The organism is Glutamicibacter sp. AGC84, from assembly GCF_053543575.1.
This window is the reverse complement of the sequence record NZ_JBLVOC010000015.1, coordinates 202,857-220,115: the sequence shown is the minus strand read 5'-3', so window position 1 is coordinate 220,115 and position 17,259 is coordinate 202,857. Positions and strand designations below refer to the sequence as shown.

Below are 17,259 nucleotides of genomic sequence, written 5' to 3'. Positions count from 1 at the left end.
CCCCCGGCACTGCTGCCTTCGGGTGTTCAGTACTTGAAGGATTCCTTCAGGTGGCCGAGGTTGCCCACGGCACCGGCAAGGTCCATGTCCCCCAGATGCCCGCTGGTGGCAGAGGCCGGTCGGTCTTTGCTCCAGTGCCGGAATCCATCCTGATGCTCGTAGGTGACCACCGCATCACCGGTGCCGGCCATGACCGCCTCCAGCTGGAAGGTCTCGCCCCAGATGGACTCGCCGTGGTCGGTTTCACCCAGGTAAGCCCTGACTTCTCCGCTGACCGAGCCGTTGGCGAGCTGCTTGTCGATGTGCACTTCCTGCGCCATTGGGCGCCATCCAGATAGATGCTCCATTCGCAATCAGTCTTCGAAACGTTGCCATTTCGTCATGCGACGGGAACCGAACGCTGTCCGGGACCGGTCATCGTGAAGTCGCGCGCCACCTTCTCATGCAGCCAGGCACTGGAGGCCAGCCGGGAAAACGCCGAATCCCGCAAAGGGACGGCCCAGCGCGGCAGTGCACGGCCCAGCAGCATGTTCGCCTGCGCACGCCGGGCCGCACTGCGGGCGGCCCCGAGCCGCAGGTCGTCCAAGGCTTCAAGGGGTGCCCTGGCGGCAATGACCTGCACCACCGCCTGCGCATCAGCCAGCCCCAAGCTCAGCCCCTGCCCGCCGATCGGGCTGATCTGGTGGGCCGCATCGCCCAGCAGCACCACGCGCCCATGGACCATCGAGGGCACCATCCGGGTGGCAGTGCCGAAGTTGCTGGTCATCGTGCAGGCCTCGGCGTCAAGAAGGTATCCGGTGCGATCCAAGATGGTCTGGGCCAGCATGCCCGGCGAATCATCGACCTGCATTTGCTCGATGCGCACCACCCAGCGCCGCCGCGCACCGGGCAGCGGGAAGGACTCGACAATCCCCTGCTGATGCAGGAAAAGCGCGGCAGTGTGCGCCAGCCCAGTGGTCTCCGGGAAGTCCCCCATCAGGTAGCGGTCGCGATGTTCTCTTCCGGCAAAGCCAACCCCGAGATCCGTGCGGACCGCGGAGCGGACCCCGTCAGCTCCGGCCAGCCACCGGGCCCGGTGCACCACGCCGCCAGCGGCAAATTCCACGGCTTGCTCCGATTGCCCGAGTACCTGCTCGAAAGCGCAGTCCATCATCAATGACCCCGGTGCCAGCTGTTCCAAGCGCTCGCGCAGCAATTGCTCGGTGTCCTGCTGCGGCAAGGACAGCACATAGGGGTATCGGCCGCCAATAGTGGAGAAATCCATCGAAGCGATGCTCCGCCCGCGCGAGATCCCCAGTCCGCCGCGGATTTGCACACCGCTGCGCTGCACCGCCGGTCCCACGCCGAGCCGCGCCAGAACCTCTTGCGCTGGAGGATGCAGGCCGATAGCGCGCGAGTGGGCTACCGGTTCGCTGCGCTGCTCGAAAACCCGAACGGCATGCCCACTTTGGGCGAGCTCTATGGCCAGGGCCAGGCCCACCGGCCCGGCGCCGATGATCGCGGCGTCATCCATGGCCGCCAGCTTCCCAGAGCAGCAGGTTGCGGTAGGGCCGCTGCGTGCGCACCTCCCAACCAGAGCGGAGCAATGGCCCCAGTTCCCCCGGCACGAAGCTGCGCCGAATGGAGGTCAGGCCATCGCGCCGGATCAGCGAACTGCCTGCCAGCGGCAGGGTCGCCAGCCCGAACAGGCCCAGCGCCACCGGGGAACGCCGGATATCGCTGTGCAACCCGATCCCGGTGCACAATTGCTCGGTCTCGTCCTGCAACTGGCGCAGCTGGTCCGTACCCAGGTGGTGCAGCAGGTGATTGGAGAGCACCAAGTCGAACTGCTCGCCGTCGGCCGCTAGCCGGGTGCTGGTTGTTTCCCGGAATTCGAGTACCCCGCGCGGCAACGTGCAGCGTTGCAGCGCTTGCCGGGCGTAGGAGATGGCCCGGGGATCCGGGTCGATACCGCACACTGCCACCTCGAACCCGTCGGCGAGCGCCCAGCGCGCCAGATTCGCCGCAATGTCTCCTCCCCCGCTACCTACGTCCAGAATCCTGGCCCGGACCCGGCGCGCCAGCAACGGGCGGATGTACTGCACGTAATTGCCCCGCCAGCCGGCTACTACCCGGTTGACCAGAGGGAACTGGGCGTAGGTGCGGCGCAGCAGCGCCGGGTCGCAATCCGGGCGGTCCATTTCCTCGATGGCTTCCGCTGCCCGGGCCAGCCGGAGCATTATCCTTGCCGGCATATGGTGAACAGCCCGGATTCCACCGTCAGCCCCGGACCGAATGCCATGGAGCAGACCCTTTCGCCCTCGTCCGTAGCGGCCGCTTCCAGGATTTCCTTGAGCACGAATAGCACCGTGGCGCTGGACATGTTCCCGTAGCGATCCAGGATCGCGCGGGCTGGCACCAGCTGCTGGTCATCCAGGCCCAGCCGGTTTTGCACCCGGTCCAGGATGGCCCGGCCCCCGGGATGCAGACCCCAGTGCCTAATCCGGTCCACGGAGAGTTCCGGGTCGGCATCCTTGGCCAAGAGCGGCTGCAGCGCCCCGGCGATGTGCTCGTCGATGATGTGCGGAACGTAGGTGCCCAGCACCATCTCGAATCCGTGGTCGCCGATATTCCAGGCCATGGCCTCCTCGCCCACCGGGGTGAGCACGGTTTCGAAGCCGTCCATTTCCAGCAGCCCGCTGCCCTGCGCCGAGACGATCACCGCAGCGGCCCCGTCGGCGAAGATGGCCGAGCCCATGATGGTGTCCGGGTCATTGGAGCTGTGCACATGCAAGGTGCACAGCTCGGCGCAGACCACCAGCACGGTGGCTTGCGGATCGGCCAGGCAGAAGTCGCGGGCCGCGCGCAGGGCTGGGAACGCCGCGTAGCATCCCATGAAACCAAGGTGGTGGCGCACCGTGCTCGGCGCCAGCCCCAGTGCCCGTACGATCTGGTAGTCCGGACCCGGGTTGTAGAACCCGGTGCAGGAGACGGTAATGACGTGGGTGATATCTTCCGGGGCAAGGTCCGGGCAGGCGTCGAGAGCCTTTTTCGCGGCGTTCGTGAACAGCGCGCTGGCCTGTTTCGCATAGATGCCGTTGCGTTCGGCGGTGCTCGGGGAGAGCAGCCGGCCTTCAACCCGGTCGTAGAACAGCGGAGTTTCGGGTTCGGGCAGGGAGAGGTCGAATTCATCGACACAGCTGTACCTGGTGCTGATCGCGGCGGAGTTGAACGAGGTGGCGATGAGCCGTTCACCCAGCCGGCTCAGGTTCGGCTGGCTGGCAAAGACATCGCGGATCTTTTCCTGGGCCAGGGTCGTCGCGGGAACTGCGGTTTGAATCGTGCGGATCTTCACTGACATGACCCGAGCCTAGGACCGATGCGGGGGAAGGTAAACAGCTTTGGCGAATTACCAGCAATAGCCCGGGTATTCTGTTCCGCCGTGCGCGTGGATTATCTATCCCCTGCGAAGAATATGATTATTGTTATTAACATCAGATTCAATCGATCACGCATGAAGAGGTCAGCTTGGCAAAGGCATCAGTTCATTCCCTGGAGGGTATCCGCCGAACCATCCTTGATGGCTTCTGGTCCCCCGGTGACCGCCTTCAGCCGACCACTTTGGCAGAACAGTTCGAGACCAGCACCACCGTGATCCGCGAATCGCTGACACGGCTAGCGGGGGAAAACCTGGTGGTCATCCGCCCAAACCGCGGTTTCTTCGTGCCGGATCTGAACCTGCGCGAACTGGCGGATATCACCGAACTGCGGTGTTCCACCGAGGCACTGGCCGCCCGCTTGGCGGTGGAGCGCGGAGATGTCGCGTGGGAATCGAACTTGATCGCAGCCCACCACAAGCTTTCGCGCACTCCGCGGCGTTTGCCGGAGGAACCTGGCACCGTCAACCCCGCATGGTCCGAGGCGCACCGCGAATTCCACCATGCATTGCTGGTACCGTGCGATTGCCAGCCGATGCTCAAGCTCTCTGCCGACCTTTCGAACTTCACCGAGCTGTACCGCCGCTGGGCTGCCCCGTCGAAGGCCGCAGGCAAGCGCAACGTTGAAAAGGAGCACCAGGAAATCCTGGATGCCGCCTTGGATCGTAATGCAGCCCTGCTCGGTGAACTGCTCAATAGCCATTACCGTTCCACTATCCAGGTGGTCATGGATGCGGGATTGAGCACCCTGCGCTGAATCATCGCGCAGTAGTCTTTCCTTTCGAGCGCCGTCCAGCTATTTTTTGCCAGGCGCGGGCGGAATGACGCGCTGGGTAACGATGGCGGCGTTCATCGCTGCTACTGCCCGTTGCGCGGAGTCGGCTGCTGGTGAATCCTGTGCGAGTTCCGCAATCCGGGACTGCGCTTGGCTTCCCGTCATGGGTGCGAGCTCTTCTTCCAGCACATCGTTCACCAGGCCTATCGCCTGCAAGATCGCGAGCACGGTGGTGTCGCTGGTTCCCGGGATCTTCTGCCCGTGCAGGGCGCCCTGCAAATCGGTCCGGATCTGGCGCTGGATCTGTTGGTTGATGATGCGGACCCGCTGTTTGCCCAAGCCCAGCAGTGTGCGTTCACCGTATTCGATGATCCCGCCCTTGGCCAAGGAATCGGTCAGCGAGCGGGCATCGCACAAGGAATTGATCTTCACCGCTTCGTCGAGGCTCAGATTGCCTCTCTTTTCCAGCTTTTCCAATGGCGCGGCGAGAACTGGATCCGGGCAAGGGCCGGCACCGATGAGTTGGATCTGCCGCTGCTGATCCTCGCTCAGCGCCACACGCCCAGCGATCATCAAGTCGGTGATGATGGCAGCATTCATGCCGTATCCCGTAGCTGATACAACTGTCTCCGGCTTTTCGGAGTCATCGGCCATTAGCAAGTAGAGCTTTTCTGCAATCAACATATTTTCAGGCTACCGGCCCGCAGAGGCGAAATTCTTCAGCCTTCCGACGGATATTCAGGCTCGGCCGCCCTAGGCCGCGGACTTCTTCGCCTTGGCTACTTCGGAAGGCGAATGGGTGGTGCGGGGTTCGGAACGGTCCTGGGTCATCGCCGACGTCGTGCGGATGAATACCGAGATCCAGCTGAACATGATGGCCACGACCGAAAGCTCGAAACCGGTCAGGTTGTAGTACGACCATTCGGTCCACAGCTGGAAGGCCGCCCAGATCGCGCCAATGGCTGCGTAGGAGAGCATATGGAATACCGCAGGGTAGCCAGGCAGCAGCACGATGGTGCCCAGCAGCAAGAAGATCATGGCCGCCGAGACCAGTTGCACGAATGCCGAATGCACTTCCATCGACAGATCGAAGGGGACCAGGCCAATGCCGATAATGCCGACCGAGACAATCAGCAGGCACCAGCGCACGAGCCGCGGCCGGGGACGCACCATTCGTGCAATCCTGTACCTTTCCAGCGCCGGGCGGCAACGGTAGGACTGGGCCAGGCGGACCAGGTCGCGGGTCAGGAATTCGGTGAAGGCCGCCAGCACCAAGCCGGAAATCACCAGCGTGAGGTTGAAGGTCCAGAACGAGCCCATGCCGGCCTGCGTGGTTCCCAGCGAAGAGAACATGCTCTGCCACCAGCCCTGGTCTTCGGCCAGCAGCATGCTGATCAGCACCCCGGCGCTCATGAAGATGCCCAGCACCACGGAAAGTGATTCCGCGTTGATGCGCGCGGTTGCTTCCAGGGACAGGTAGGCGGAGATGCCCGTGGCGACGCTGACTGCCAGCGCGCCTGCAAGCACATCCAGATGCAGCCCGTAGAAGGCCTGCTGGAACAAATGGAAGACCACCAGCAGGATCATGACCGAACTGGCTACGTGCACCAATACGAGACCCAGGGCCGTGACGATCTGGCGCCATTTGGGAATCTTCTTCAGCCACGGTTCCCGTGCTCTCAGCATCGAACGGAAAGCATAGGCGCTGCTGGTTCCGGCCGAGACAGCACCGCAAACGGCGGAGACGATGCCCACGGACAGATCGCCAAAGAGCGGCGGACGCTCGCCGGCGAAGATAATGAGCCCCACAACCAACCCGAATAGGGAACAGAACAGGCCGGCCCACAGGGCACGGCGCTCAATGTCTAGCTCGCTGACTCGTTTGCTGAGAGTTACATCGGGATATTGGGAATGCACGGAGTACATTCTCTCATTTTCATTGAAAAACGTGTACCGCCCGCGGCGCCGCCGCGCACTGCGCAGCAGCGCACTGCGCTAGTTGGAGGCCAAGTCGACCAAGCCGCTGGCCATCAGGCTCACGGCACCGCCGAAGGCAATCAGTATCACGAATGCGCGACTGAATTTTTGCGGGATCCTCGGAGCCAGGTAATTGCCCAGCAAGATGCCCAGCACCATCGCGCCAAGGCAAGCACCCCACTGCTGCCAATCCAGCTGTGGCATGCCGCCCTTGGCGGCCAGGGACGTCAGCGACAGCACCAGGAAGTAGAGCTGCACGGAGATGGCGAATTGCGCCTGCGGCCAGCGGCTGGCCACGGCGTATCCCGCGATGGCCGGGCCGGAGACACCGGCGGTCACTGACATGAATCCGGAAACTGCCCCGGCGCCGATGGCCAATCCCTTGCTTTGGGCCAGCGCGAGATTTCGAATCATGAAACTCGAAACCAGTGCCAGGATCACCATGAACGATATGCCGATGGAAAGCCATGGACCCTCCAGCGAGTTCGCCAGCCAAGCTCCGGGAACGGTCATGAGCATGGCCGGTATGAGCATGAAGGCGACCTTCCGGTACTCGACCTGACGGAAGACCTGCGCAAAGATCAGCAAACTGCTGCAGGCGCCGAGCAGGTTGACCAGCATGACCCCCTCATGGGGTCCCAAGACCATGACCAGGAAGGGCGAGGAGACCAGCGCGAACCCCATTCCGGAGATTCGTTGCGTGGAGGCGCCCACGAAAACTGCAGCTGCCAAGCCGATTACCGCCGCTAGTTGCACGCTTTGCTCCACGTTGCCTCCGCTTTCCCGATTCCCATCCTCTATTACGTTAGTCCACGGCCAATGAGTCAATTGAATGGAGCCCGCTTCAGTTGGAGTTTTACGCTGTAGAGGTGAGCAATGACGTAGATTTCATGATTATCGGCGGCGGCGCGATGGGCTCGGCGGCCGCGTGGTCCCTGGCCTCTGGCGGGCACGAGGTCCTGCTGCTGGAACGCTTTGCTCCGGGCCATCTGGAGGGCGCCTCGCACGGAGCAACCCGCAACTTCAATCCTGCCTACACCGAACCGGAGTATCTTCGCCTGCTGCAGCGTTCCGACGCTTTGTGGGATTCGCTTTCCGAGCAAGCCGGCACCCGGCTGCTGGAGCGCACCGGATTGGTCAATCACGGAATCGTTGCCGAACAACGGGCAATGCACCAGGTCCTCGCCCACGCAGGATTCGGCAGCGAGCTGCTGAGCATCGCTGCGGCAGAAGAGCGTTTCGCGGGAATGAAGTTCGAGACCGAAGTCCTGCATATCCCCGCCGGCGGCCAGATCAATGCCGATCTTGCGGTGGCTTCGCTGCAGAAGCTGGCCGTAGCGCACGGAGCTGCCGTGGAATACGGGCACCGGGTGACCGCTCTGCAGGTGCTTGCCGATGACCGTGTCGAGGTGCAAGTCCAGCACCAGGGCACCATGTCGGCTATCCGGGCTCGCCATGCCATCGTCACCGCGGGGGCTTGGACCGCGCAGCTGCTGGGCGATGCGTTCAAGCTTCCTGCCATCCACGTCACCGAAGAGCACCCGGTGCATTTCGCGCAGAAGGACCTGCCGGCGCACTGGCCGGGGTTCAACCACACCCTGGATCCGGCGCGGGATATCGGATCACGCGTCTTCGGTCCCATCTACGGCATGCGCACCCCGGGGGAAGGCATCAAGGTGGGCTGGCATGGTTCCGGACGGATCATCGATCCGGAGCACCGGCCGCACCAGGCCAGCGACGAACAGCTGCGCGCGCTGCAGGACTACGCGGCACGCTGGCTTCCGGGAGCGGATCCCTCGCGCTACGAAACGGTGTCCTGCACCTACGCCAACACCGCAGACGAGCACTTCATCCTCGATTCGCTGGGGCCGGTCACCGTCGGCGCGGGATTCAGCGGGCACGGCTTCAAATTCGTGCCCGCCATCGGCGAATACCTGGCCGACCTGGCCCTGGGCCGGCGCGCGGCCGAACCCCTGTTCTCCGCAACCCGCACGGCGGCGAAACCGGTCTTCCTGGAACGCCGCCGCGCGGTCGGCCTGGGCTAGGGGCCTATCCCCGTTCCGCGGCGGGCTGCTGCTGGGTGATGCAGTGGATGCCGCCTCCGCGGGCGAACAGCTCGCGCGCATCCACGCTGGCCACTTCCCGTCCTGGATAGGCCGCAGCTAGGATGCTCGCGGCCTGGTGGTCATTGGGATCATCGAAGCTGCAGGCGATGACCCCGCCGTTGGTCACCAGGTGGTTGATATAGGAATAGTCCACCCAGCTTTCGGCATCGCGCAGCACGGTCGGCGCCGGCACGGCAATGAGCTCCAGCGTCCGTCCCTGCGCGTCGGTTGATTGCTCCAGCCGTGCGCGCACGGCCTGCGAAATCGCGTGGTCCGGGTGCCGCGGATCCTGCTGGTCGTGGTAGAGCACGACACCGGGCCGGGCGAAGCAGGCGACGATGTCCACGTGGCCGCGCGTGCCGAATTCCTCGTTGTCGCGGCTCAGCCCGCGATCGAGCCAAATGGTCTTCCGGGTTCCGAGCAGCCGGGCGAACTCGTCCTCGATGTCCATCTCGGTCTTGCCCGGGTTGCGCCCCGGATCCAGCTGGACGCTGCGCGTGGCCAGTACCGTTCCCTCGCCGTCCACGTGGATCCCGCCACCCTCATTGGTGATCGACGCCCGGATCTCTTCTGCGCCGGCAAGGCGCGCGACATGGCCCGCCACCAGGCGGTCCTTGTCCCAGGATGCCCAGCTCTGCGCGCCCCAGCCGTTGAAGTTCCAGTTCACCGCCTTGAGCTGGCCCTGTGCGGTACGCACGAAGCTCGGGCCGGAATCGCGCATCCAGGCATCGTCCAGCGGGTGCAGGCAGTAGCTGACCGCATCGCCCAGATGGCGCCGGGCCTCGGCTTCGCTGGCCGGGTCCACCACCATTGTGACTGGGGTGAAGGCGCTGACTGCCCGGGCCACGGCGCTCCAGGCGGCACGGGCAGCTTCGGCCTGCGCTTCGGTTTCACCCAGCGTGTAGCCGCCGGAGGGAAATGCCATGAAGATGCGCTCATGGGCTTCGGTTTCGGCCGGCATGCGCAACTCAGGCATGGGACTGCATCCGTTCTCCCAGCTGCGCGTCTTCGCGCGGCGCAGCCAGCACCGAGTAGGTATCGGGCCGGCGGGTGCGCAGGAACGGGAAGAGCTCCAGCCAGTCGCGGCGGGCGTCCAGGTCCAAGGTGGCCACGAGCACCGCTGAGGCATCGCGCGGGGCGCGGGCCAGGATGCGGCCGTAGGGGTCCGAGATGAATGACGATCCGTAGAAGTCCAGCGCCCCCTCGTCGCCCCAGCGGTTAGGGACAACCATGAACAGCCCGTTGGCAATGCCGTTGCCGATGATGGTCTGGCGCCACAGCGGCTCGGTGTCGAAGTCCGGGTGGTCCGGTTCGGAACCGATTGCGGTGGGATAGGCCAGCAGGTCCGCTCCGGCTAGCGAATAGATGCGCGGCGGCTCGCTGAACCATTCGTCCCAGCACGTGGGCAGGCCCATGGCCAGGTCCCCGAGCGCCTCGATGCGGTGCAGCGGGTAGGGCTCGTCGTTGGGCCCTTCGCGGAAGTACTTGTCCTCGTAGTAGCCGGCGGTCCGCGGAATATGCAGCTTGTTGGTCAGCGCGACGATCCGGCCCTCCGGGGAAAGAACCACTGCGGTGTTCAATCCCAACCCGTCGGCGGCCGGAGCCTTGCGGAACAGCGAGATGTGCACGTGCAGGTTGTACTTGGCGGCCATCTCGCGGGCGAAGGCCACGGTCGGCCCGTTCTCCAGATCCTCGGCGGTCTCGTCCGCGGCGTCGGCGTCCGGGATCTCGAAGGCCGGGTATTTCCCCAGGGTCAGTTCCGGAAGGAAGACGATGCGCGCGCCATGCTTGGCCGCGCGGGCAATGCCGTCCTCCAGTTCGCCGCGCAGTTCCCGCGGGTCTTCGCGCCAGCGGTGCTGCACCAGCGCAATGGTGATCTCGCCGCGCGACTTGGCTTCGGCACGCGCCGGGGAAACGGGTGGTTCTAGGGCCAGGATCTCTTGCATTGGGCTCCCCTTCAGATATTAAACGAATGGTATTCGTTTAAAGATTAGGTCCAGCAAAGGCCTCGGCGCAAGGGATTTAACGAATGACTTTCGTTTATTTGTGTAAGCTCTACCCAGAACCTTCAACAACGGGAGAATTCATGGCCAGGCCTTCCAAGCCGAAGCTCAGCACCGCCGCAATCGCCGATGCCGCACTCAAGCTCGTCGACGCCCATGGCGAGTTCACGCTTCCGCAATTGGCCAAGGCCCTCTCGGTCTCCGCTTCGTCCCTGTACAACCACGTGGCCGGCAAGGATGAGATCATCGAGCTGATGAGAGGCCGGGCCATGTCGGCGATCAGCCTGCCCGATAACGCTTCCAGCGACTGGCAGGAGATCGTACGGCAAATTGCCACGTCCTACTGGGAGTCGTATTCAAGGCACCCACGGTTGATCCCGCTGCTCACCAGCCACACAGTCCGCGACAGCACCACGCTGCGCGTCTACGATGCACTGGCCGAGGCCTTCGCTATGGCCGGGTTCGAACCGAAGCGGCGGCTGCAGGTCATCACGATCGTCGACTCCTTTGTGCTCGGATCCGCCTTGGACGCTGCGGCACCTGCACTTGTCTGGGAGCCTAATGCCGAGTCATCACGTTATTTCAAAGAAGCGTTGGATGCCGACCTGCCCGATAGCAGCCGTCCCCGGGCAACCTTCGAGCTGGGGCTCTCAATGCTGCTGGCTGCCTTCGGCCAGCAGTCGTCGGACCGCGCGAACGACGCGGAAGACGGTCAATCGCGGCAGCGTTGAGCGCTGCGCTCTAGGAACAGCTGAAGTCCCTGGCAAGCAGTAGCCCGGGATGGTAGACGATCGTACGCGTAGGCGAGGTGGCCAGCGGGGCGCTCCATCCGATATTGCTCCCGTTTTCGTTGACCTCATTGCTATCGGTGGTGTAAACCGCCAGCAGCTTCAGCTCCATCGTCTGGGCACCTCCCGTCGTGATCAGTCCCAGCAGATTCAGCCCCGGCCCATAGGCTGCAGAGGTCGCTCCGGATGCCAGGTTCGTGTATCCGAAGGTGGTGGCACCGGTCTGCAGCCTGAGCACCAGACGGGCTCCGGGCGGCAGCTGCTGCGCTGGCCACGAAACAGTGGCAGTGGTCAGGACCAGGCCGGACTCGGCGCAGGCCAGCGAACCCGTCGCCGGCGGCAACGTGCTTGCCCGGATGGCGGACGATGCAGTGGCGGTACCAATGAAGGCCGCCTGGGTCACTTCGGCTTTCGGCCCGTGCAGGGCAATCGTGCCCAGCAATGCTGCCGCAGTGAGCGCGGCGATCAACCGGAAGAAGCGCGAGGGTCTTTTGGCTGCCTGTGCTTTTGCCGGTACTTGCTCTGATGACTGACGGAGAACCCCGGTGCCCCCTGTCCGAGGCTGTCCGCCGTTGGAATTCCGGCCATTGCGGCGGAAGGCAATGAAGAACACATACGCGCACAGCAGGCCGCCGAGGAAATACGCCCAAGGCTGGCTGAGCCAGGTAATCGCATAGCCCAGCCCGGGGACGCTAAAAAGCAATCGGTCCACCTGCTCCACCCGGTAGGCTTCCAAATCGGGAACTGGATTGGCATCACCCTTGAGGACCAGCCCCGCGTCCGTCTTTTCGACAACCCGGTGCGTCACCCGCACTTCGTCACTGATCACCACCGAAACCACGTCGCCCGTGGCGACGTCCTCTATCGCGGTCGGGACAGCCAGCCCCAGGGAACCGGTGGGGATGCCCGGTCCCATTGATCCCGAGGCGAAAACCAGGGGCTTGATCCCGAAAGCCAACGCCAGCACCGCCATGACCAGGCACAGGGTCCCGGCCGCGGCGCAGGCGTTCAGCACGAGGCGCTGGAACAGCGTCAGCGAAGATCCTGTGCGGGGTCCAGTTCGATTCGACTTCATCTCATGAACCCACCGTCGAGGTGAAGTCCAGGGTGATTGCCGTCGTGGCGCCCTGCAGGGTATTGGCCGCGGTTATTGGCAGCGAGTACTGCACGCACAGGGTTTCGCTGCTGCCGGCGGCCAAGGGCCTGGCGGCCGAGGCACTGCCGAACTGGGATCCAGCGTTCTTCGACAGCAGTGTCGTTCCGCCCGAGCAAGTAACGCTGGAGCCGGTGCCGCTGACCGTGGCGCCTGTTTTTACAACGATATTGAGTGCCGCCCCCAGCGCAGCGTTGCCCGATTCGGTGATTCTTCCGCCGAAAACATAGGGCGCCGAGATGGAACCGGTGTTCTTCACTGTCACGACGGATGCCGATGTCGAGCCCGGAAACAGGTTGTTGCCGCTGATGGGCATCTGGTAGCTGGCCGAGGTTGCGGTGGCCGCAGTGGCTCCAACTCCCAGGGCAACGGTGGCCGTGCTGACGTTCGAGGTAGCTGTCGCTTGTCCGGTCCATGAGGCCAGCGTCGAGACGGTGCCGAATCCTACGAGGATGCCCAAGGAGAGAATTGCCTTGATGCGCATTGAACGGTCGCTCATCGTTCCACTCCGTCCGTTTCAAGTTCCTTTTGTTTCCTGCGTTGCGCAGCAAGCAACGATAATCCCCCGATGCCCGCGATGCCTGCCGCCGCAAGCAGCGCCGCACCGCGGAACCCGGTATCTCCGAGCCCATCATGCCGCTCGGGAGGATCCGATTGGGGCAGCTCTTCTCTCGGCGCATCGCTGTCGGGCGATTCCCCTTCGTCAGGCGGCCGCGAAGAATCCGGAGTTTGCCCATCTCCGCCTGCTAATTCGACGGCGTCGATGCGCACCTGCAACGAAGGCACCTGCTGGTCCTCCGACTCATTTTTCGCCGACCAGGGCAGTCCGACCCTCAGTCCGAATTCCGCGGCTTTGTCCGGTTCCAGCCGGACTACCGAGGCTCCGGCTGTTTCGAAATAGATCCGGGTTGACGCAGCGGGCTCGATCGTCCGGATGCGGACTTCGATATCCGACTCCCGGTCATTGCGAATCCACAAGGATCCGGTGGATTCAACGCCCGGCGCCAAGACCGGGCCTCCTCCAAATACCTGCGGTGGGGCATCGGAATAGACCCGGCCGTCCAAGCTGTAGCTTAGGCCCTGGTCAGTTTCCGCGGCTGATGCAGGCAGTGCCAGGCCGAGTGCCGCGCAGGGAATCACGGCCGTCATGGCCGCGCTGGCTGCAAGAAAACGGAGCTTCATCGCTGCCCTTTCCCCTGCCGTTCACGCCATGCCCCGCCGAACATCACCAGCGAATACACGATCAATCCGCTCGCTGCGATCCAGGTCAGCCACGTTCTCTGCTGGAGTGACAGAGCGCTGTTCACGTATCCCAGGAGCGGGACGGAATACCAGAGCTTGCCCCGGATCTGTTCGGGTTGCACCGGCTCGTCATCGGTGTTGTTTGCATCCCCGCGGAAAATGAATTGTTCTTCCCCGCCCAGGCTCGCGCCGATAGCGGAAACACGGTGCGTAACGACTTCAGGCTCACCTGATTCCAGCTGGTAGGTGGCAACCTCGCCAATGCGAAGGTGCTCCGGGTCAATCGGCTTCACCACCACCAAAGTACCGGGCGGCAAATGCGGCCGCATGGATCCGGTGAGCACTGTATACGCCGTCGCCCCGCCCAATTTCGGAACCACGATCATGACGGCAATCAGGGCAAGGACGATGAACAGCACGAGCCAGGAAAGCACCTGCCCGCACCACCACCGGATCCCTGTGCGTTCCTGCTGTTCCCTGCGCCGGACGCGATTCCCAATTGTCATCGCTGCTGCCCCGCGAATCCCAGCTTGAGCGCCACTTTCCCGCCGGAAGCCGTTTGAGGTGCCCCGGAGGGAACCGAAACACGAATGCACAAGGCCTCATTCGCCATCGCCGGCGCGGCGCGAAGCACCCTGGCAGCTGCGAAGGAGGCGGTGGATCCCAGCGGCCCGGCATACAGCCGTTCCCCGGCCAACGGCTGGTCGGCTTCGCAGGCCGCTTGGTCCATGCCGGAATAGATGCTCAGTTGCAAAGCGCTGGACAGGGCACGATCAGCGGCAGTCGGCGAAGCGGTCGCATTGACCGCCCCATCCAGCTGATAGGTCAAGTCCACAGTGCCAGCATTGCTGATCACCAGTGGTGCTTGCGTAAACGCCCCGGGGATCAGCTCGCTGCCGGACAGATTCGCGAACTGGTGCTCGGTTTCGCCACCGGCCAGCAATGCCAGCGAACCGGTTTTCAAGGCTGGCGGATCAACCGTGCTTTCGGCGCGCCAAGTTGCGGCCGTGCCTTGCGCGCTGACACCCAGCAGCAAGAGCACAACCGCGACCATGGCGAACTTCAAGGGTTTGGGCATGCATCAGCCAATCCACGTTCCATGACTAAGCGCGGACTTGGTCCAAGGTCAGAGTCAGCGCTTCAAGATCCAGCGGCTGGTCATAGGTCGACGGCGGGGTGTCCCCCACCGCTCCTTCGGCAAAGGTGACGGTGATCAGGAATGGAACTGAATAGGTGCCCGGATCGGCAAAGCTCAGTGTGCCGTCAGCCTCCTCCGTAATCCCCGGCGCCGATGCATCGACCTGCAGCGCGACGGTCACGTATCCTTCCAACGCTCCCAGCGCCGTAGCCGCTTGGGCGACGCTCAGGGATCCAGCAATGTTCTTGCCTTCGGCATCGATGGTGGCGGTCTGGCTGAACGCAACGACGTCGCCGGGAACGAGCTGCTGGGTTGCCGGGTCGAACGGCTCGGGCGCTTCCGGATTGCTGATGTCCTGCCAGCTGCCCTCCCCGTTGGTCGTCAAGTTCAGGTGGCCGGTTTCCACGGTCCCCGCGTCAATAGTCTGCTGCGCCTGCCAGCGCGCGATCGTTCCAGCGCCGCCGAGCAACAGCGCTCCGGCAGCAACAGCAGCAATGGTCGCCTTGGTTACTTTCTTCATGAAATACGCATCCTCAAAGTTTCAGGTGCCCCCAGTGACACACACTTTAAGTAAAGCTTGTTTAGTAGGTTTTACAACCCCCGGACGTCACATGTCGCTGCCGCCGGCCTGCACGGCTAGAGGAAGCAACACAACCGCCGTGGAAACGTATTCTCATGGCATCGAAAATTCTGGCTAACCAGCATCTGACCTGATCCTTTGCGCGAGGACTCCAACTCTCGAAACGATCCGGCGCCGAATGGCGAAAGTTGGACGGCAAAGGCCATCCACCTGTCCATAAAAGTCTAGCTAGTTAGCGAATCAATCCGCCTTTTGGATAATGCGCGAAACGCCCGGGATCAGCTTTCCCGATCTGGCGCCGACGCAAACAGATTCAGGCCCATGGCACGCGAAAGCTGCCCGATGGCCAGCTGCGCGCGCACCGAGTTCCCGGCCATGTCCAATGGCGGCGAGAACGCGCCAATGGCACCCTTGCCCGGAGCTACCGCGACAATGCCGCCAGAAACCCCGGACTTCGCCGGGATCCCGATCTCGAACAGCCACTCGCCAGAACGCTCGTACAAGCCGTTGGAGGCCACGGTCGCCAGGGTATCGCGGCATACGTCTGCATCGACGACGCGCTTTCCGGTCACCGGGTTCACTCCGCCATCGGCCAGCGTCGCGCCCATGACGGCAAGATCATGCGCGCTGATATTCAGCGAGCACTGCTTGGTGTACACATCAACGGCATCCGCAGGTTCGTTCTCCAGCCGCCCATAGCTCTTGAGCAAATGCCCCAAGGCCTTGTTGCGTTCGTTGGCCAGCGATTCGGAGTGGTAGACCTCGTCATCCAGGCTCAGCGCCCGGCCGGCAAAGGCGGAGAGCCCTTCCCGGACGTTCTCCCACTTCTTGGCAGCGGTCTTGCCGGGCATCATTGCTGTCGTGGCGATGGCGCCGGCATTGACCATGGGGTTCATCGGCAAGCCGTTGTTCAATTCGACGGCCATCACAGAGTTGAAAGACATGCCCGTATTGTTCACGCCGATGCGTTCGCGAACGACCTCGCGCCCGTGCTCCTGCACCACCAGCGCGTAGACGAACATCTTGGAGATCGACTGGATCGAGAACAGGTGATCGCAATCGCCAACCATGTGGACAGAGCCGCCGACGTGGGACATGGCGATGCCAAAGAGATTGGGGTCCGCTTGGCCCAGGATCGGAATGTAATGGGCAAGGAGCCCGTCGTCTGCATCCGCGTATCGCTCATGGGCTTCCTTGAGCAGGGAATCGATGCGATCATGTTCCAGCTCACCGGTAGAAACTTGCTGAACGACGTCGTCGAAATCGGTGGGAATAGTTTCGTTATTCCCTTCCGAAGGATAGGTCATCTTCACCTGCCTTTTAGTCCTGGGTCCGTTGATTCATGCTGCTTGATTTGACCTTATCAACAGCATTGCCGCTTAGCACCTTGGATACAGCCATGAGCAGGCAGGAAGCATTGGGCCAGTTCTCCCGACGCCCGCGCCAATCACGCGTCCACTTGGTATTCAATGCATGAATCGCATGTGTTTTCCCCTACATTGTGGAGCAACTTACAGCGCGATGCACCCGAACTGACTTAGCATTTTGTGTATGGCTAAGGGTATTACTTTTCATACGCGCAAGTGGGTTCGCCCAGAAGACTTGAACGCAAACGGCACGCTGTTCGGCGGCAGCCTGTTGCGCTGGATCGACGAAGAAGCTGCGATCTACTCGATCATCCAGCTGGGCAACAAGCACGTTGTCACCAAGTTCATGTCCGAGATCAACTTCATCGCCTCCGCAAAGGAAGGCGACCTGATCGAGATGGGCCTGACCGCTATCGACTTCGGCCGGACTTCGGTCACCCTGCGCGCAGAGGTGCGCAACATCTTCACCCAGGAATCGATCCTGACCATCGAGAAGATCGTCTTCGTGAACATCGGCGAAGACGGCAAGCCGGCACCGCACGGCTACGACCACATCACCTACACCCGCGATCGCATCCCGCTGGAAATCACCAAGGCACTGATCTAGTCCCCGTTTGAATGCCCGAAGCCCTCAAGAATTCAAGGGTTTGATTCAAGGCCCCGCACGGCCGCGCTTAACTGCGTGCCCTAGCGGGGCCTTGTTTCATTTCAAGGC

General features: G+C 63.0%; 20 protein-coding genes. 4 read left to right on the top strand and 16 right to left on the bottom strand.

What is annotated here, in order from left to right; all coding sequences use genetic code 11:
• Positions 1-26 precede the first annotated feature (26 nt).
• Genes ACNPN0_RS09825 through ACNPN0_RS09810 form a run of 4 tightly spaced genes read right to left on the bottom strand, consistent with a single transcriptional unit; the run spans position 27 to position 3,340 of the window.
• Positions 27-347, bottom strand: coding sequence for a hypothetical protein (locus tag ACNPN0_RS09825; protein WP_448937789.1), 321 nt, complete (start codon positions 345-347; stop codon positions 27-29).
• A 32-nt stretch (positions 348-379) separates the two neighbouring features.
• Positions 380-1,513, bottom strand: coding sequence for an FAD-dependent oxidoreductase (locus tag ACNPN0_RS09820; protein ID WP_448937790.1), 1,134 nt, complete (start codon positions 1,511-1,513; stop codon positions 380-382).
• Positions 1,506-2,219: a methyltransferase domain-containing protein gene (locus ACNPN0_RS09815; RefSeq protein ID WP_133834137.1), complete on the bottom strand. Its 714-nt coding sequence runs from the start codon at positions 2,217-2,219 to the stop codon at positions 1,506-1,508. The genes ACNPN0_RS09820 and ACNPN0_RS09815 overlap by 8 nt, the downstream gene beginning before the upstream one ends.
• Positions 2,219-3,340, bottom strand: coding sequence for a type III polyketide synthase (locus ACNPN0_RS09810; protein WP_448937791.1), 1,122 nt, complete (start codon positions 3,338-3,340; stop codon positions 2,219-2,221). Before ACNPN0_RS09810 ends, ACNPN0_RS09815 begins: the two co-directional genes overlap by 1 nt.
• Before the next feature lie 167 nt (positions 3,341-3,507).
• On the opposite strand from ACNPN0_RS09810, the gene ACNPN0_RS09805 reads away from it, so the two are divergent.
• Positions 3,508-4,173, top strand: a complete 666-nt coding sequence (locus tag ACNPN0_RS09805) for a GntR family transcriptional regulator (RefSeq protein WP_105656154.1) — start codon at positions 3,508-3,510, stop codon at positions 4,171-4,173.
• A gap of 39 nt (positions 4,174-4,212) precedes the next feature.
• Here the strand turns inward: ACNPN0_RS09805 and ACNPN0_RS09800 are convergent, their stop codons facing one another.
• The 3 genes from ACNPN0_RS09800 to ACNPN0_RS09790 form a co-directional block, all read right to left on the bottom strand.
• Entirely contained in the window at positions 4,213-4,875 is a 663-nt protein-coding gene (locus ACNPN0_RS09800) for a GOLPH3/VPS74 family protein (protein ID WP_133834139.1), read from the bottom strand.
• 69 nt (positions 4,876-4,944) lie between these two features.
• Complete coding sequence (locus ACNPN0_RS09795) at positions 4,945-6,108, bottom strand: hypothetical protein (protein WP_332489078.1); 1,164 nt, start codon at positions 6,106-6,108, stop codon at positions 4,945-4,947.
• 78 nt (positions 6,109-6,186) lie between these two features.
• Entirely contained in the window at positions 6,187-6,924 is a 738-nt protein-coding gene (locus ACNPN0_RS09790; RefSeq protein WP_133834141.1) for a sulfite exporter TauE/SafE family protein, read from the bottom strand.
• A 113-nt stretch (positions 6,925-7,037) separates the two neighbouring features.
• Between ACNPN0_RS09790 and ACNPN0_RS09785 the strand changes: the two genes are divergently transcribed.
• On the top strand, positions 7,038-8,213 hold the full coding sequence (locus ACNPN0_RS09785; RefSeq protein ID WP_448937792.1) for an FAD-dependent oxidoreductase: 1,176 nt from the start codon (positions 7,038-7,040) through the stop codon (positions 8,211-8,213).
• A gap of 4 nt (positions 8,214-8,217) precedes the next feature.
• Here ACNPN0_RS09785 and ACNPN0_RS09780 read toward each other — a convergent pair whose 3' ends face one another.
• Positions 8,218-9,249 (bottom strand): agmatine deiminase family protein, encoded by a 1,032-nt coding sequence (locus ACNPN0_RS09780; protein WP_332499264.1) that lies wholly within the window; start codon positions 9,247-9,249, stop codon positions 8,218-8,220.
• The gene (locus ACNPN0_RS09775; RefSeq protein ID WP_133834143.1) at positions 9,242-10,219 is read right to left on the bottom strand and encodes a nitrilase-related carbon-nitrogen hydrolase; all 978 of its coding nucleotides are present in this window, start codon (positions 10,217-10,219) and stop codon (positions 9,242-9,244) included. The genes ACNPN0_RS09780 and ACNPN0_RS09775 overlap by 8 nt, the downstream gene beginning before the upstream one ends.
• Before the next feature lie 140 nt (positions 10,220-10,359).
• Between ACNPN0_RS09775 and ACNPN0_RS09770 the strand changes: the two genes are divergently transcribed.
• Positions 10,360-11,007, top strand: coding sequence for a TetR/AcrR family transcriptional regulator (locus ACNPN0_RS09770; protein WP_332489075.1), 648 nt, complete (start codon positions 10,360-10,362; stop codon positions 11,005-11,007).
• Between the two features lie 10 nt (positions 11,008-11,017).
• Here the strand turns inward: ACNPN0_RS09770 and ACNPN0_RS09765 are convergent, their stop codons facing one another.
• From ACNPN0_RS09765 to glsA, 7 genes are all read right to left on the bottom strand, one after another.
• Positions 11,018-12,139: a signal peptidase I gene (locus tag ACNPN0_RS09765; RefSeq protein ID WP_448937793.1), complete on the bottom strand. Its 1,122-nt coding sequence runs from the start codon at positions 12,137-12,139 to the stop codon at positions 11,018-11,020.
• 1 nt (position 12,140) lies between these two features.
• Positions 12,141-12,716 (bottom strand): hypothetical protein, encoded by a 576-nt coding sequence (locus ACNPN0_RS09760; protein ID WP_448937794.1) that lies wholly within the window; start codon positions 12,714-12,716, stop codon positions 12,141-12,143.
• Positions 12,713-13,399: a hypothetical protein gene (locus ACNPN0_RS09755; protein WP_448937795.1), complete on the bottom strand. Its 687-nt coding sequence runs from the start codon at positions 13,397-13,399 to the stop codon at positions 12,713-12,715. Before ACNPN0_RS09755 ends, ACNPN0_RS09760 begins: the two co-directional genes overlap by 4 nt.
• Positions 13,396-13,965, bottom strand: coding sequence for a signal peptidase I (locus tag ACNPN0_RS09750; protein WP_133834148.1), 570 nt, complete (start codon positions 13,963-13,965; stop codon positions 13,396-13,398). Before ACNPN0_RS09750 ends, ACNPN0_RS09755 begins: the two co-directional genes overlap by 4 nt.
• A complete protein-coding gene (locus tag ACNPN0_RS09745) occupies positions 13,962-14,537 on the bottom strand; it encodes a hypothetical protein (protein ID WP_133834149.1) in 576 nt (191 codons plus the stop codon). Before ACNPN0_RS09745 ends, ACNPN0_RS09750 begins: the two co-directional genes overlap by 4 nt.
• A 25-nt stretch (positions 14,538-14,562) precedes the next feature.
• Positions 14,563-15,117: an alternate-type signal peptide domain-containing protein gene (locus ACNPN0_RS09740; RefSeq protein ID WP_448937796.1), complete on the bottom strand. Its 555-nt coding sequence runs from the start codon at positions 15,115-15,117 to the stop codon at positions 14,563-14,565.
• Between the two features lie 338 nt (positions 15,118-15,455).
• Entirely contained in the window at positions 15,456-16,484 is a 1,029-nt protein-coding gene (glsA, locus tag ACNPN0_RS09735; protein ID WP_105656141.1) for a glutaminase A, read from the bottom strand.
• Between the two features lie 244 nt (positions 16,485-16,728).
• On the opposite strand from glsA, the gene ACNPN0_RS09730 reads away from it, so the two are divergent.
• Positions 16,729-17,151 (top strand): acyl-CoA thioesterase, encoded by a 423-nt coding sequence (locus tag ACNPN0_RS09730; protein ID WP_105656140.1) that lies wholly within the window; start codon positions 16,729-16,731, stop codon positions 17,149-17,151.
• Positions 17,152-17,259: the final 108 nt, after the last annotated feature.